Source organism: Haladaptatus halobius (assembly GCF_020618475.1).
In the GTDB taxonomy this organism is placed as follows: Archaea; Halobacteriota; Halobacteria; order Halobacteriales; family Haladaptataceae; genus Haladaptatus; species Haladaptatus halobius.
The window spans coordinates 574,141-589,582 of sequence record NZ_CP085337.1; the positions used below are offsets into that span (position 1 = coordinate 574,141).

General features: G+C 55.7%; 16 protein-coding genes and 1 tRNA gene. 9 read left to right on the top strand and 8 right to left on the bottom strand.

The annotated features are described in order from the left end of the window. Window positions 1-127: 127 nt before the first annotated feature. Complete coding sequence (locus LIW51_RS26590; protein WP_227378462.1) at window positions 128-712, bottom strand: YqaA family protein; 585 nt, start codon at window positions 710-712, stop codon at window positions 128-130. A 336-nt stretch (window positions 713-1,048) separates the two neighbouring features. Here LIW51_RS26590 and LIW51_RS26595 point away from each other — a divergent pair, with 336 nt between their 5' ends. The 3 genes from LIW51_RS26595 (at window position 1,049) to LIW51_RS26605 (ending at window position 3,433) form a co-directional block, all read left to right on the top strand. Continuing rightward, window positions 1,049-1,873, top strand: coding sequence for an aldo/keto reductase (locus tag LIW51_RS26595; RefSeq protein WP_227378463.1), 825 nt, complete (start codon window positions 1,049-1,051; stop codon window positions 1,871-1,873). 548 nt (window positions 1,874-2,421) lie between these two features. Then, the gene (locus LIW51_RS26600; RefSeq protein WP_227378464.1) at window positions 2,422-3,126 is read left to right on the top strand and encodes an MSCRAMM family adhesin SdrC; all 705 of its coding nucleotides are present in this window, start codon (window positions 2,422-2,424) and stop codon (window positions 3,124-3,126) included. Window positions 3,127-3,214: 88 nt separating this feature from the next. Next, window positions 3,215-3,433: a multicopper oxidase domain-containing protein gene (locus LIW51_RS26605; RefSeq protein ID WP_255767562.1), complete on the top strand. Its 219-nt coding sequence runs from the start codon at window positions 3,215-3,217 to the stop codon at window positions 3,431-3,433. A gap of 65 nt (window positions 3,434-3,498) precedes the next feature. Here LIW51_RS26605 and LIW51_RS26610 read toward each other — a convergent pair whose 3' ends face one another. From LIW51_RS26610 to LIW51_RS26620, 3 genes are read right to left on the bottom strand one after another with little or no spacing between them, the layout of a single operon-like run. Continuing rightward, window positions 3,499-5,571, bottom strand: a complete 2,073-nt coding sequence (locus tag LIW51_RS26610; RefSeq protein ID WP_227378465.1) for an oxidoreductase — start codon at window positions 5,569-5,571, stop codon at window positions 3,499-3,501. Window positions 5,572-5,604: 33 nt separating this feature from the next. Further along, window positions 5,605-7,215: a sodium:solute symporter family transporter gene (locus LIW51_RS26615; protein WP_227378466.1), complete on the bottom strand. Its 1,611-nt coding sequence runs from the start codon at window positions 7,213-7,215 to the stop codon at window positions 5,605-5,607. A 3-nt stretch (window positions 7,216-7,218) separates the two neighbouring features. Then, complete coding sequence (locus LIW51_RS26620) at window positions 7,219-7,416, bottom strand: hypothetical protein (RefSeq protein ID WP_227378467.1); 198 nt, start codon at window positions 7,414-7,416, stop codon at window positions 7,219-7,221. A gap of 321 nt (window positions 7,417-7,737) precedes the next feature. Here LIW51_RS26620 and LIW51_RS40105 point away from each other — a divergent pair, with 321 nt between their 5' ends. The 4 genes from LIW51_RS40105 (at window position 7,738) to LIW51_RS26635 (ending at window position 11,818) form a co-directional block, all read left to right on the top strand. Further along, entirely contained in the window at window positions 7,738-7,845 is a 108-nt protein-coding gene (locus LIW51_RS40105; protein WP_438267414.1) for a DUF7333 family protein, read from the top strand. A 128-nt stretch (window positions 7,846-7,973) separates the two neighbouring features. Continuing rightward, a complete protein-coding gene (locus tag LIW51_RS26625; protein ID WP_227379013.1) occupies window positions 7,974-9,176 on the top strand; it encodes an MFS transporter in 1,203 nt (400 codons plus the stop codon). A 334-nt stretch (window positions 9,177-9,510) separates the two neighbouring features. Continuing rightward, window positions 9,511-10,659: a site-2 protease family protein gene (locus tag LIW51_RS26630; RefSeq protein ID WP_227378468.1), complete on the top strand. Its 1,149-nt coding sequence runs from the start codon at window positions 9,511-9,513 to the stop codon at window positions 10,657-10,659. Between the two features lie 511 nt (window positions 10,660-11,170). Then, window positions 11,171-11,818 (top strand): SDR family oxidoreductase, encoded by a 648-nt coding sequence (locus tag LIW51_RS26635; RefSeq protein WP_227378469.1) that lies wholly within the window; start codon window positions 11,171-11,173, stop codon window positions 11,816-11,818. A gap of 19 nt (window positions 11,819-11,837) precedes the next feature. Here the strand turns inward: LIW51_RS26635 and LIW51_RS26640 are convergent, their stop codons facing one another. Beyond that, window positions 11,838-12,143, bottom strand: coding sequence for a hypothetical protein (locus tag LIW51_RS26640; RefSeq protein WP_227378470.1), 306 nt, complete (start codon window positions 12,141-12,143; stop codon window positions 11,838-11,840). Between the two features lie 546 nt (window positions 12,144-12,689). Continuing rightward, window positions 12,690-12,774: transfer RNA gene (locus tag LIW51_RS26645), tRNA-Leu, on the bottom strand. Between the two features lie 191 nt (window positions 12,775-12,965). On the opposite strand from LIW51_RS26645, the gene LIW51_RS26650 reads away from it, so the two are divergent. Then, complete coding sequence (locus LIW51_RS26650) at window positions 12,966-13,508, top strand: CHRD domain-containing protein (RefSeq protein WP_227378471.1); 543 nt, start codon at window positions 12,966-12,968, stop codon at window positions 13,506-13,508. Window positions 13,509-13,757: 249 nt separating this feature from the next. On the opposite strand, the gene LIW51_RS26655 is transcribed toward LIW51_RS26650, so the two are convergent. Together LIW51_RS26655 and LIW51_RS26660 are read right to left on the bottom strand one after the other, a co-directional pair. After that, window positions 13,758-13,925, bottom strand: a complete 168-nt coding sequence (locus tag LIW51_RS26655; protein ID WP_227378472.1) for a rubrerythrin-like domain-containing protein — start codon at window positions 13,923-13,925, stop codon at window positions 13,758-13,760. 639 nt (window positions 13,926-14,564) lie between these two features. Next, window positions 14,565-14,726 (bottom strand): hypothetical protein, encoded by a 162-nt coding sequence (locus LIW51_RS26660; protein WP_227378473.1) that lies wholly within the window; start codon window positions 14,724-14,726, stop codon window positions 14,565-14,567. A 35-nt stretch (window positions 14,727-14,761) separates the two neighbouring features. Between LIW51_RS26660 and LIW51_RS26665 the strand changes: the two genes are divergently transcribed. Continuing rightward, complete coding sequence (locus LIW51_RS26665; RefSeq protein WP_255767593.1) at window positions 14,762-15,352, top strand: SOS response-associated peptidase; 591 nt, start codon at window positions 14,762-14,764, stop codon at window positions 15,350-15,352. The last annotated feature ends 90 nt before the right edge of the window (window positions 15,353-15,442 follow it).

Sequence of the window (15,442 nt, forward strand, 5' to 3'; positions counted from 1 at the left end):
GTCCAAGCGGTTGAAACAATCTGCGGTGCCGCCAACCGGCCGTCGGGGAACACGGGAAGTGCTATTATCACGGCGGGGTCCTTGGGCGGTGAGGAGTGTCCGGTACTGGAGGTATGCAAAGTTGAGATCACTTAGTCAGAGGTATCCACCGCCGACGGAATAAATACGCGACGGCCGTGAGGATCGTTATGGCGCCCGTGATGGCGTACAGCTCTATCTCGCCTAACGACTGGATGGCCTCTCCCAGGGCAAGCACCAACACAGCTTCAAGGGCGTATTTTCCGCCACGGCCGAGCAGTGACGCCAGGAGATACGACCGTGGACTGAGTCCAAGCACCCCCGAGGCCACAGAAAGGAGTTCGTAGCCTTCAGGAATTGGGGCAAATGCACCAACGGCGAGGGTGACCAGTCCATGCTTATCGAAGTATGCTTCTGCACGGTCAATTCGGTCAGCGGTAAATCGTGATTCAAGGACAGGACGGCCGCCTTTCTGACCAATGTAGTAGCCGATCAGCCCAGCGGTCACAGAGCCCGCAGTTGCGATAGCGGCATACATAAATGCCAACTCGGGGGTCGCGAGCGCAAGCGGAATGAGTACGAGGTCAGGCGGGATCGGGAGCAGAAAGAATTCGAGAAAGGCGACGAAGAACAGTCCTGGGGCACCGAGCGAGATAAACAGGTCGCGTGAAAGTTCAATCTCGAAGAGACCCATCTGTCGGATAACGTCGAGTACGGTAACAACTCACATAGGTCCATTGGAGAAGCACAACGACGGAACGGTCTGATTCGACGACATGATAATTTTAGACATTTCAGAGGCCGATGTTGGGCACGTAGGGCCATTCGGTACAACTAGAGGTATAGTATGGGCTCGGCGCCGAAAAGTGTGAAGGTTTCTTCAGGAATTTCGTCATCGCAGCCTGCCGCTATTCGGGGTCGTCGACGTCGGAGTCGCTGTTGAGGGATGATTCGTCGGCTCTGAAGGTTCGTCATACGGTGGTACTCGAACGCCCCCAACACCCGTGTATTTGCACGTCGTGCATGCGCTATGCCACCTGTAACAGAATCTGTGACCGTCGACGACGCCATCATCCCTGCACTTGGCCTTGGAACCGCCCCGATGACGGGTCGAGAATGCCGTACATCGGTCGAGCAAGCACTTGAGTTAGGCTACCGCCACGTGGACACCGCGCAGATGTATGACAACGAAGAGGCCGTCGGAGCGGGGATCGCCGCTGCTGAAGTCGACCGTGCGGATATTTTCGTGACAACAAAGCTCAATCGTGGTAACTTGGCCTCCGAGAACGTGCGGTCGTCGGTCGACGCGAGTCTCGATCGGCTTGACACGGCGTACGTCGATTTGTTGTTGATTCATGCGCCGAGTCACCGCGTTCCCATCGCAGAGACCGTCAAAGCGATGAACGAATTGCAAGAGCGTGATCAGGTGCGGCATATCGGTGTCAGCAATTTCTCGGTTGAGCAGACGCAGGCCGCGATCGAGGCGTCGGAGACACCAATCGTCACGAACCAAGTGAAGTACAATCCATATCATCGCCAAGACGAATTGCTCGAGTTCTGCATCGAGCAGGACGTAAGTCTCACTGCGTATACGCCGCTCGCTAAGGGCCGAGTTGCGAATGACGAGACGCTCGTCGCAATCGGCGAGCGGTACGGAAAGACTGGCACACAGGTCACGATACGATGGTTGCTTCAGCAGCCGAACGTTATCGCGATCCCCAAAGCCTCACATACTGAGCACTTGCAGGAGAACCTCGACGTCTTCGACTTCGAACTCACTGACGAGGAGATGGATGCAGTCTTTGCCGTCGAAGGTGGACTAGTCGATCGTCTTCGAGGGCTGTTTCGGCAGTGACGTCCTCACTGTCCCGGAACTCCTCAACCGTACTCGTCCCCTGAAATGCCACCAAAACGTGGATTACCGAATCGTCTTAACCATTCATCTATTCCCAGCCTTGGTGGGTTACCAAGGAAAAGGTAGGTTCACAATCAACAGGGGGATGGAATCCTGTCTGAGTGGCCTCTTTGGCCAAGATGAGTCGGTTCAAATTTTATCGGCTAGTGAATATCGGATGCAAGAGGAATAAAGAACGCTACCTAAATTTGGGCGTTAGTCAAATAGAATATCCAATTCTACCATTGGCAAAACACTGAATAGAGAGAGCTGAGTGAGAGAAAACTAGGAGACTATGCTCAACGAAAACGAACAGAGAGAGCGAGGAACGCGAGGCGAGCTCTTCCAAGAACGCAAGCCATCGGAGGTAGTAACGGATAGACAGGCTCTTGAATCCTCTCTGTCGAGCGAAATCACCGAAGTATGTAAAGGGCCAGCCAGTCGGCCTATCACATCATGGGCAACCTTGTGGACTACTAGAGGATTCGTAAGAGGTCGGTAGAGTTATCATGAGTTGTTTAGCGATACTTCGGACAGTAGTTCTCAATCGTGACCGGCAAATCCGGCCACATCTACGGCAAGTTTTAATCCTAGTAATCCTTCTTCAAATTCTATCAGCAGCATTTGTCGCTCCTGTTGCAGCGATCGCGAATACGGGAGACACAAAATCGACGGAATCAGTTAGTGAATTTTCACTTCATACTGACCGCATCAACGAGGAAGAAAAGCAGCTCGGTATGAATCGTGGTGATTCCAAGTACGCACTTGACAGGGATTCAGAAAACAATTGCACCACGGACAATGGCACGGATACAAATAGCTGTGTCAACTCGACAACGACGAATTCCGGCGATTGTGATCCGGATGATGATGGAACGTCGGATAAACAAACGAATACCACCACCACCGCCAATGATGGTACCTCGAATAATACCGACACTGATTCGGGTTCCAGTGGGGAGAGAACGTCAAGTACTCCCACAAAGACAACCGAAACCAGTGAAGAGCAGCCGACCGAAACTAGTGAAGAACAGTCGACCAAAACTACTCACATGACGACGACCGATACTAAAACTGAGACATCACAAACATCGGATAAAACGGACCTGCCTGGGTCTGGAGCGTTTCCAGATATCAATTCACCGATGATAGCGCTGCTTGGGGTGCTCTGTGTGATCGGTGGTTTGGTAGCCATTACTCGCCGCTGGGAATGACAGCCTCCTCAGGGTAAAACTGGGGCGTCTCTCTCCCAACTCCTTACCCCATCGCACGCATCCGATCCATCTCCAATTAGTCAAAATTATGTGGCTTGGCCGGGGGCCAGATGGTACCGACGCCCCCGCTCCGAATGAACGAGGAGAGAAGGATGTTATGCGAGTGAATCCGAACGAGATGGTGGGAATTATCACTCGTTTCGGAGACTTTACTGGGCTTTTTCCCTGGATTTGCCGTATCCTCGAGCACGAAGATCATGAGATGATGCTTCCATTTGAAGTGGTGACTGGAAACGCCAATCACTAGCCCACGGCTGCAGTCGTTCGAATACAGACTAGAAACAGTGCCACGATTTCCTTTCTATGCCATCGCTAGAGGTCTCGAACGGCACGTTCGCCCTCGTGGATGGCTTCTTTGATGGTTCGAGCAGCAACCGCATCCCCAACGACGCGAACCTCTGGAACAACGTCTGAGAGCGCGGTCTCAAGACCATTCTCAGCACGGTGGAAGCCAGCAAGGACGATACTATCGAGCTTCGAGAGGTCGACGGCTTGTCCGCGCTTGCGGAGCGTGACAGTCGGCCAATCGATGCGCTCCACGGTCGCGAAGGTGTGCATCTCGATTGGGTTATCCATGGAGAAGACATCGCGGTGGAGTTTCGCCTTCGTCGGCCCAGTGAGGTCGCCGCCGGGGTCGCCACCTGGTTGTGCGAACTGCACTGTCCGGCCCTCTTCCGCAAGGAACTTGGCGGTGCCGACACCCTTCCAGTGGTGCTCGCCGTCATCTATCACAAGAACGTGGTCACCGGGATCTGCATATCCGGTTTCAGTCGTGATCGATCCGGCCAGCACCTGCGTACTCGTCAATACGCGGGCGTCATCCCAGCCAGGCACGTCCTCCTCGCGAATGCCGAGGCCATGATAGCCACGCGGAAAGGACGGCTGCGAAGATCCAGTGGCGAGGATCACCACGTCCGGGGATTCACGTTCGACGTACTCGGTCGTTACTTTGACGCCGGTTCTGACATCGATGTCTTCACGATCAAGCGCTTCGCGGAGCCACAGCACGGGTTTCTCGAACTCTGCTTTTTTCGGTATTTCCTTGGCAAATCGCACTTGTCCACCGAGTGTTTCGTCTCGTTCACAGAGGGTAACCCGGTGGCCAGCGCGGGCCGCCACTTCAGCGGCCTTCATTCCGGCAGGGCCACCACCGACGATGAGGACGTCCTTAGGATGAGTGGTTTCCGCGAGTGTTCCGACACCGAGATCGGCTTCGAACCCTGTCGCCGGATTCAGTACACATCGGCACGCAGCACCCTCGTAGATGCGCTGAATACAGCCCTGATTGCATCCCATACACTCGATGAGTTCGTCGAGACGCCCTTCCTGTGCTTTCCGAGCGATATGGGGGTCGGCAATGTGCCCTCGCGTCATCGAGACGAGGTCCGCAGCACCCTCTTGGAGGATTTGATCCGCCTCACGTGGATCAGTGATACGTCCAGTCGTGGCGACGGTCACATCCGGATTCTCTGCTTTGACGGCAGCACGAACGCGCTTGGCAAGTGGGGCAAGCAGCGCACGCTCGCGCTGCATATCCGGAACGATGTAATCCTGCTTCTCGTATGTTCCTGCCTTCACGACGAGGTAATCCACATGTCCTGTCGCCGCGAGCAGACGTGCGACTTCTTCGTATTCCTCGACTCCCATGCCGTGGGGAGCGTCGTCGGTGGCGTTGACCTGCAGCCCGACGATGAATTCCTCACCGACTTCGTCGCGAACGGCGTCCAGTGTTTCATAGACGATGCGGAGGCGGTTCTCCAGTGACCCGCCATACTCATCCGTTCGCTCGTTCGAATACGGGGAGATAAACTGGGAAAGTAGGTAGCCGCCGTACCCTGAGTGAATCTCGACGCCGTCGAACCCGCTACGCTGGATGACGCTAGCAGTCGTCGCGTACCCCTCGACCACCTCACGAATCTCTTCGTGGGTCATCTGTCGCGGCATTTCGCGGTTCACCGGCCCAGGAATGTCTGAGGATGACACTACGGGGCGCTCACTGACGAGGCTGGTCATCTGGCGGCCGTAGTGGAGGTTCTGACAGATGATTTTCGCCCCCGTCTCGTGGACGGCGTCGGTCAATCGCCGGAGCTGGGGGACGAGGTCGTCGTCCCAGCCGTGGATGGCGCTGCCGGACACCGAGTTGGGGTGATTAGCGAGATACGCCATGACGATGAGTCCAATTCCGCCCTCGCCACGTTCGACGTAGTAGTCGATGAAGGTGTCCGTGATATCGGTACCCCGGGCATAGTTCGTGGTATGCCCGGTCATCATCAGGCGATTCCGTAGCTCAAGGCTCCCGATGCTCGTCGGTTCGAACAGGTGCTCGTACTGGTAGTCGTTCGGGTCGTCGTCGTGTAGGATTGCGAAATCGGTTGTGTCGTTCATTATCGAATTGAATGGGTGATTGGGGATAGTGGATTACTCGTCGATCAGTTCTTCACCGCCGTCGGCAGCGACGCTCTGGGGAAGGCGACCGCCTTTCAACCGTCCAGTATCGAGGACAGCCTTCACTTCGGGTTTCAGATCCCTGTAGGTCGCGGTCGATGTGACCAGCGAGACAACGACGAACACCACAATACCGACGATCTGGGCGACCTGACCGCCGAGGAAGCCCATCGGAATGGTGATGTCGAGATACTGGCCACCATATGCCAAGAGGAGCGTCAACGCCAGACCGACACCACCGCCCCAGAGAATTCCCTCGGTGGTCGCTCCCTTCCAGTTGTACGCGAGAGCGACGCCTGGGAAGATGACCGTCGCGAAGATGGCCCACCCAGCGGCACCGAGCACGAAGATGAGCCCAGGGAACGTCGCCGCAATCACGCCCGCGATGATGAGAATCGCGGCGGTTGCGATCCGTCCGTAGCGCACCTCCTGTTGGTTCGTCATCTGGGTCTCCCTGTGCTCCTTCATGAAATCGTGCGTAATGGCCGACGCACCGACGTTGAGGAATGCGTTGCTCGTGGACATGATCGCGGCGACGATGCCCGTGAGGACGAACGCCGTCACCATGTCTGGTGCGAAGTTGATGAGTGCGAGCGGTAGTACTAGATCCGGGTTGTCGAAGCTCTGGATGTCGCCGCGCGCGACGGCGGCCCGGACGTACGGCCCAGCCCACCAGAACAGCGTCGTCATGAGATATGCCGCGCCGGAGATGAATGCGCCCCACTTCAGAAGCGAGACACGCCGAATCATGTAGAACTTCGTGATTGCGTGGGGTTGCCCGGCGTGTGTGAGATTGATGATGAGGATGGACAGTAACAACCCGATGGGTGCGAGTCCGTCCTGCCCAAGCAACGTGAACTGAAAGTACTGTGGGTAGTCGGTCTGAACGGTGCTAATCATCGCTCCGACGCCGCCTGGGTTGGAGGTGACGATGAAGAAGAACGTCAACACACCGGATAACGCCATAATCGCACCCTGAATCGCATCGGACCAGATCGCCGCGAGGATACCCCCGACGACCGTGTAGATACCGACGATGAGAAGGCCGATGACCAGTCCGGTGATGAAGTTGATCGGGAAGATGACAGCCATGATGATTCCTAATGCTGCGTATTGGGCTGCGAGATACCCCATCGACCCGAGGAAGACGGCGATGGTGCCGAGTAACCGAACGCGTTCATCTTCGAATCGGTGGTACATTGCATCGGGCACCGTGATCGCGTTGATCGTAGCACCGAGGACGCGCATCTTCCGGCCGACCAGCCAGTAGGAGATGACGAACGAGAAGATGATGACCGTTGTCGCCCACATCATGAATTCGGTGCCGATGAGGTAGACAGTGCCGGAGAGGCCAACGATCCCCCAGCCGCTCTGTGTCGACGCAAAGATGGATAAGGCGATGACGAGGATTCCGGCACTCCGTCCCGCCACGTAGTAGTCCTCCTCGCTTTCCATGTAGCGACTCGCGACGAAGCCGATGCCGAGCATCAACAGCGAGAAGAGGACGAAAAAGATCATCGCGGTGGTCGAGCTGTACTGAACGCCAAGGTTCTCTCCCCATGATTGCAGGATGATCCACTCCATAGGTCAGTCCTCCATCACGGTGGGGTCAGCCTCACGCTCGCGTTCACGTCGGCGCTGGCACAGGGTCATTCCCTCGATTCCTTCGACGTCCTCGATTTTCGCGGCGAGCGTCAGTGCACCCGCGAGGAAGATGGCGACTCCGAGAATGAAGAATTCGATAACGGGCGATGGAAAGCCCATGAGCCACAACACGGGAAGCATTTTACGATACCCTCTCTGATTGTCGACGCGTTTTCGTTGCCAATTGCAACCGCCGTGCCGTGGTAAGTGAACCCATATCGGTCAAAACCATATCCATGATAATATTTAAAGCTTAATCACACTTTGGGGTGATTTCGGCTCCCTTGCAGACCGACGGTCATTCGACCGGAGTGAGTGACTCCCATTTCACTCAGAAAGTGCGTTACTCAATCAATTCTTCTGGCGCAGTACCACCGTGATCAAGAAGTTCTCCGTCGAAGGTCACTAGTTCTGGTCGCAATCATCATCCTTGGCGTCGGTGGCCTGGCTGAAAGCGGCGTCATGACCCTTCAGACGATCCTTCTGATAGTGCTCCCGTCGATGGCGATCTTCGAGGCAGTTGCGTTCTGGGTCGGGATGAAATACGGTGAACAACGGTCACTCCAGTAAACCCTAGCGCAAATCTCCCCCAACACAGGTTGGCAAGGCGGGGTTTGCCGCATGGCTCTTCAAATTTTTTGTCTTCATGATGAAACAGAAAGGGTTTGAGAGTGCTCCGAGAACCGGATACACAGACTGTGAGTGACCGACCATCCACAGGAGGTTCTCAACGCGAGACGCTAGGTCTGCTCATCGGTTTTTTCTTGATTTCGACAGCGGCCGCAGCCTATGAGATCGCCCCGGCGAGCGTCTTACCGGTGATTCAAGAATCACTTGAGCTCAAGGCGAGCACGGCAGGTTGGCTCGTCAGCATTATGTACGCGACTGCGGTCGTCACCAGCGTCCCCGCTGGCATCGCCATCGACCGCTTTTCGGTGCGGCGGGTGATTATCTTCGGCACCGTCGCACTCGTTGTCGCGGGTGTCTGGGGCTGGTACGCGGCCACCGCCGGCGCGTATCTTTCTTTGCTCGTCTCGCGCGTGCTCGGCGGGATCGCGTACGTTATCTTCTGGAACGCGGGTGCGAACGTCGTCGGAAGCGCCGTTGCTCCTCAACATCGGGCAACTGTAGTCGGCGTGTTTACCGCAAGCGCACCCGTTGGATTCGCGCTCGGCCAGTTCGGCAGTCCCCTTATCGCAAACGTTGCCGGGTGGCCTGCGATCCTCCCACTGTATGCTGCCATGGGCGTCGTCGGCGTCACTATTCTCTTGCTCGCGACCCGTCACCACGTTCCCGGTGTTGCTGCGTCTGCGCCGGATCGCACAGCGCTGCACGAATTGTTCACCAGTCAGGCGGTCTGGATCGTTTGTGTGCTCTGCTTTCTCGCCTACTCACTGTATCTCTTTATCAACACGTGGTTGCCGAGCTACCTTGTCAATGGGTTCGGCATCTCGCTGGCGGCGAGCGGCCTACTGACCGCGCTGTTCCCGGCAATTGGAGCGATTGGACGGTCAAGCAGCGGTGTCGTCTCTGATCGAATTTTCGGCGGGAAACGTCGCCCCATTGTAGTATCGTCGTTCGTAGTCGCCACACCCGCCGTCGTCGCCTTCGCGTTTGTCTCGCAGCTTGGGCTCGTCGTCGGGGCGGTGGTCGTCGTCGGCTTCGCCATCCAGCTCGTTACCGGACTGCTCTTTTCGTACATCGCCGAACTCGTCCCGCCGGCGGTGCGGACCACAGCTGTTTCGTTGCTGACGAGCGTTGGCCTGTTGGGTGCGTTTGTTGCACCCATCGCCGCCGGCACCATTATCGACCGTGCAGGCTACGGCTCGGCGTTCCTCGTCGCCGGTGGGGTCGCCTTCATCGGTGTCCTCTTAGCGCTGCGAGCACCCGAGCCCAATTAAGAGCACGTATCTTCTGATAGCAATTGGTGGGGTTGTTCTGACGGCTGTCGGAGAGGTTTCAGCGAGCATGCTGAATGTAGCGCGCATATTCAGCGTGGCAACGGTGTGGAGCGGAGTATCTAACGACCCCAAGTGGATCCTGATTAGGTCCCTTCAACGGCTTTTCGGCCACGAACAGGCACCGGTTGAAGTTGAAGAAATACTTGCTCGCCTCACCCCGCTCGTGGTGATTATCGATCCATGCCTCAACTTCGGCCTCGTCGATGCCATCCTGTTCGGCGAGAATTCCATCATAGCCAAAAATCTAAACCAATGGCCAGATAGTGATAGAACCATGTGGAACTACCGCGTTGCGACCATTTGGGGAATTCCGATTCGTATCAACATCTCATTACTCGTTTTCATCCCGTTACTGGCATACCTAATCGGGAGCGGGACACAGATCGATATCTACGCGAGTATTATCAACAACATCGCCTCACAGCCGGTGGACGTCCCTGCCCTCCACCAGGGCCTTACACCCTGGATCGTTGGCTTTGCAGCGGCGATCGGCCTGTTCGTGAGCGTCCTCCTTCACGAACTCGGACATGCTTGGGTCGCAATGCACTACGACATCGAGATCGAATCGATCACGTTGTGGATTCTTGGGGGGTTGGCTGCGCTCTCCAGCTTTCCCAAGGAATGGAACCGCGAGTTCTGGATCGCCATCGCCGGCCCATTCGTAAGCCTCCTCGTGGGATTGGGAGGATATGCGGTAGTGGCTGTAGTTCCCATCTCCAACTCGGTGGTTCTGTTCGTCCTGGGCTGGCTGGCGGTCGTCAACATGACGCTTGTGGTTTTCAATCTCATCCCGGCGTTCCCAATGGACGGTGGTCGGGTCCTCCGGGCGCTCCTCGCGCGCTCGCAACCCCATGCCAAAGCGACACGCACGGCGGCCCGGGTTGGCGTCTGGTTCGCCGTCCTGTTCGCGATTGTCGGCGTGTTCTCGAACTTCATGCTGATCCTGTTGGCGCTGTTCATTTACATGGCTGCCAAGGGCGAGTCGCGAATCTCTACGCTCGCCGACTTGCTTGAGGGGTTCACCGCCAGCGACCTAGCCGTCACCGACCTCCCACGGATTGAGGCCGACACCACGATCGGGGAGTTCGCTGATCGGATGCTCATGGATCGCAAGACCTCCTACCTCGTGACAGAGGGCGGACTCGTAGTGGGTGCCGTTACACTTTCTGACGTCCCAAGCGCACGTCAGCGCGACCGGGAATCGATCACCATCGGCGACATAACATCGCGGGACTTCCCCACGATCGAGGCAATGACTCCGGCGTTCGATGCCGTCACTATGCTCGGCCAGCGGGGTGCGTCGTTCGTATTCGTCGAACGAGAGGATGAAATCGTTGGGGTGATAACCGACGAGAGCCTCGCCCAGATGCTGGCACTCCGAGAGAGCGGACTTGAGCTGAAACGAGACATACAGCCGTTTTGAGTGGGATCAGCTGTGATCTTCTGAACTCGTTGTATTGGAAACCAAAAATCGGGTGGAGTTGGGCCTACATTACTGAAAGCATTCTCTGTATTCAGCACGGCATTCTTGTCAGGTGGTGATAATTTTAACAGAGACGTCTTCTTGAAAGCCCCTGTGCGCTCGCCGGCTGTGCCTCGCTGCCTTGAGAAGGTTGTACTGCACCATCTTGGAGAGATACGTCTGGACGGTGCGTTTCGTTCGAGGGTTCTCTAAAGGCGGAGCAGGCCGAGTGCCTCGGGGCATGACCCTGAGGCGGTTCACAGGTTGACCATATGACGTAATGTGTCTAGTGCATCTCATTTTGTTTTGCCATCCAAATCGAACTGGCACACCTACGATTCATCGAGCTATTGGCTTTGCTACTACCAGCGTCTCCGCATTTTTCGCCTTCAGACCGAATACTCGTTTCGTTGGGATGGCGTTCGACGCCCACAACACCTATTGATGCAAGACTGTGTTACTCCAATACACGATGCAGGTCGCAGTAATCGGTGCGAACGGCGGGATCGGCCGCGAGGTACTGCCCCGACTCGTGGATGCCGGGCACGACCCGATCGGGGTCGTACGCGACGAATCGCAGTTCGATGCTGTCCGCGACCGCGGCGGTGAACCACGTTTGGGCGACCTCGAAGGGGAGTTCGCGTCGGCATTCGAGGGATCCGACGCCGTCGTGTTCACGGCCGGCTCCGGCGGGGACACCGGCTGGGACAAGACGCTCACGGTGGACCTCTGGGGAGCGCGACGGAGTATCGACGCGTGTGTCGAGCACGGTATCGACCGATTCGTCATGATAAGTGCGTACCAAGCGAGCGAGCCGCTGGCCGAGCCGGAAGCACTCCGTCCGTATCGGGTGGCCAAGCGATGTGCTGACGACTATCTCGAGTGGTCCCCGCTCGATGCCACGATCCTTCGGCCGACAACACTCACCGACGAAGGGGGAACAGGACGCATTTCGGCAGTCTTCGAATACCGCGGCGACGGTGGAGCAGATATCCCTCGTGCCGACGTCGCCCAAACGGTCGTCGCCTGTCTCGCGAACGAGGAGACGATCGGCGAAACGATCAGGCTCTTCGGCGGCGATAGCCCCATCGAGCAAGCGATCCGCCCTGATGACGGGTAGTAAGCGGACGTCTCGTCCTTTAGGGCGATTCGACGCGGGTTGTGTCGGTAGTCGCTAGCAGTTCATCAATAAATGCTGTGAGGAGGTCATCAGGGTCGCGAGTAGGATTGTCCGGCGGTTTCTTCCAGAATTCGACATCGAACTCCAATGCTGTCGTTGCCTCGCCCTCTCTTGCGATGACCATGAGAATCGCTTGCTGATAGATTACAATCGTCCGCTGATCGTCAACGTCGAGATGTTCGATCGCGGCTCTCTCAAGTGCAGCGCGGAGATCTACCGGTTCGGCTACTGTACACTGCTGCACCGGATCAGTATCGCCCACCATAGTAGTCGATACTTCTCGTCAATACAAGTATGCCGGGGCAGTCTTGTTGAAATCCTCAGAAGCTGACGGAAACTGTGTGCAAGATATAGAGCATGTATGTATCGATAGATTGTCTTGAAAGTCCTTGCCGAGGTCACCGAGGTAGCCCTAACAGAAAGATGAACTAATCGACTAACACACCGCCCTATCACCGGTCACTCACTGAACGCGAATACATCGCCTCGATTCGATGTCACGAACACTAAATCCGACGTAGCCGCCGGGACACTACGAATTGCCTCCCGGTTTTCTCCCAGGCCGACCCGTGCCTGTTCACTCCCTGTTTGTGGGGCGGACGTAGTGCCGTTCAGAGACGGTGACGTGGTTGTATACTTCGAGTTCGGTTCCGTTTTTCTCGACCGTGATTAGGTCTTGCAGTGTGAGATCCATGGTTTGGTGATTCCCTCGACAGGAGGGGTTACGAGAAACCAGGCTCTACCACGTGGTGGCCATTGTTCTCGGGGATCTGGGTTTCTCCGTTGAGAGGGCCATTCTCAACAGTCCCCGTGCAGGGAGCAGGGTTCGAACCTGCGGACTCCTTCGAGAACGGATCTTAAGTCCGCCGCCGTTGGCCAGATTTGGCTATCCCTGCGACGTGTACACATAGGTTGTGGCAGATGACGCACATAATGTTCTGGATGAGCGGTACTGTCGAACCATTGTTACTGACCGAGACGGTCGTAACGATAGCTTGTTCGTATTTAATACAGATTGTTTAGCAAGCCCGGGTAATACGGAGTCAGTAACTAAGGACATTTGACCGGAATTGTTGACCGGAGAAACATGATCGACAGACGCGAACTCCTCAAAATAGGAGCTGGAGCGGCGCTCGGTACCGGGTTCGTTCCCGGGGCAGTCACGGCACAGCAAGACAGAGCGACCTTCTACGTGGCCGCATTGGCGGGCGGTTTACAGGTTCCTCCGGTCGAAACGCCTGCACAAGGAGGCGCATTGTTTGGCCTAAGCGAAAACGGCAGCGAAATCAATTACACGCTTGCCGTCAGCGATATCAGGAACGTTTTGATGGCGCACATCCACCTCGGAGCACCTGACGAGAACGGCGAAGTAGTTGTCTGGCTGTATCCAAGCCCGGAACAGCAATCACCGGAGTTGAAGCGAGGGCGGTTCAACGGTGTTTTGGTAGAGGGAACGTTCACTGCAGATGATCTCGTCGGACCGCTGTCGGGAGACTCGCTTGATGTGCTCGTACGTGAACTGGCGCAGGGTGACGCGTACGTTAATGTCCATACACGACAGAATCCGGACGGTGAAATTCGGGGGCAGATACACCCCGTAAACAAGTTAGTGGATATTGCAAGTTCCTAGAATCATTGGCCACGACGGAACGCAGGTGGAGTAATTTTTCGGATTATTCGGTCAATATCCGGGGCGACCACACGACGACAGATGAGTTCCCGATAGACGGTGTGGGGTCTGCATCTTGGTGACTCAGGCGGTATGTTCGGGTGTGCACCACCGCTCATCTCTAATCTTCAAAGTGATGGTCTGAACATTAGCACCAACTGAACTCATTGCCGAACTGCTATCAAGAGCGCCGTGCTGATTACAGAGCGTCTATCTCTCACTTGGTTTGCTGATATTCCGCATCTCTCCACCACACTCTGGGCACTCGCCGGGCTGACGATCGGCTTTGATTCGGTTACCACAGTTTAAACATTCGTACGTATGGGGCGGTTCATCCTCATATGGGTCGTCTTTTGGCGGAGTTTTGTCTTCTGACATAGACGGGTGTTAGCGCTTGACATCCCTAAATGTGACGTTAGGTGGTGCGCACCACGAGCTAGCCAGCCAGTGGGTGTAGGATGAAAGATATGCACCATCTGTTCCGCACGCCCAACAAACCTATTGATAATCTATAATTTTCAATAAGACAAGCTATTCTGACCACCAGTCTGTAATCGAGGTCGGGATTGATCTTCTCTATCGACGCCGTGCAACTGATATTCCGGAGTGAACCTATCGTCGAGAGCGTCAGTGTTGAAAATAGGCGGAAGAGGTACCCAGATGACCTTTCGGAACAAGAGGACGAACAGTGCGGCGAACAGCACGAATGCTGCGTAACTTCCTGTCCCGAGGTAGAGACTCGCTCCGAGTGAGACGAACGCTACCCGCCCCCACAATCGATGTAGGCCCATCGGTATGAAATAGAGGATTCGGGCCTTGTTGAAACCCTCAATTGATGATAGGTTTCAGCAGCCGTGTTAAATACAGCGCGCGCATCTTGCACGGGTGCGGTAGCGAACCAGATGGTAGCTTCACCTGTGAAAGTACCGCTACTCACTCCGCCAACACATCCAACTCGAACGAATAATACTCAATCTCACCGGACCGCTTGTAGCAGAGTATATGGACTCCTGTACTTTACGTCTCGACGTTCCTCAGTTCGAGGGCTGCGTGAATCGTACCGTCGCCGAACAACCGCACCTTCCCCCGCGATACAACGCTGCACCGGGGCAAAATCTCCCAGTCATCACGAACGAACGTCGCGAGACGGTTGATGAATACGCTGGGGACTCGTCCCATTCTGGGCAGATGATCCAGATATTGGTAATCGCCTCATCAACGCTCGCGCCGAGACAATCGACGAGAAAAACAGCTTTCGAGAGTCGTTCAAAAAACGACGCTGTTTGGTACTGGCCGACGGGTTCTACGAATGGAAGGAAACCGGAAACGGCAAGCAACCGTATCGGGTGGTGACAGAGGACAGTGGATTGATCGCGATGGTCGGAGTCTGGGAGCAGTGGATCCCACCAGAAGATGCGTCACAGGCTGATTTAGAGGCCCTCGCCGCCAATGACAGCCGAAGCGAAGAAGAGAAGGATTCGAAAATACTAGAATCATTCACAATCATCACGACGGAGCCCAACGATACGGTTAGCGAAATCCACAATCGAATGCCAGTTGTCCTCGAATCTGATGAAGAGAATCATTGGCTAACGGGTGATAGCGAGGACCTCAAGTCGTTGCTCGATCCGTATTCTGCCGACCGGATGAACGCTTACCCACGTCGCAAAGCAAGTCAACAATCCCACCAACGACTCTCCAGAAGTAATCACCGAAACGGATATTGGAGCGTGAATCCCACAAAATCAGAGCGAACGCGTAGTCTGTCACGTGCGGAGTCTTCATGCCATTGTGGGGGCAAATGACCCGCAGATATGCCGATGACGTGATTATGAAGGCACCAGTTAAGGACTCAATAGGATTTAATAATAACAGCACGTAGTCTCAGCCAGGAG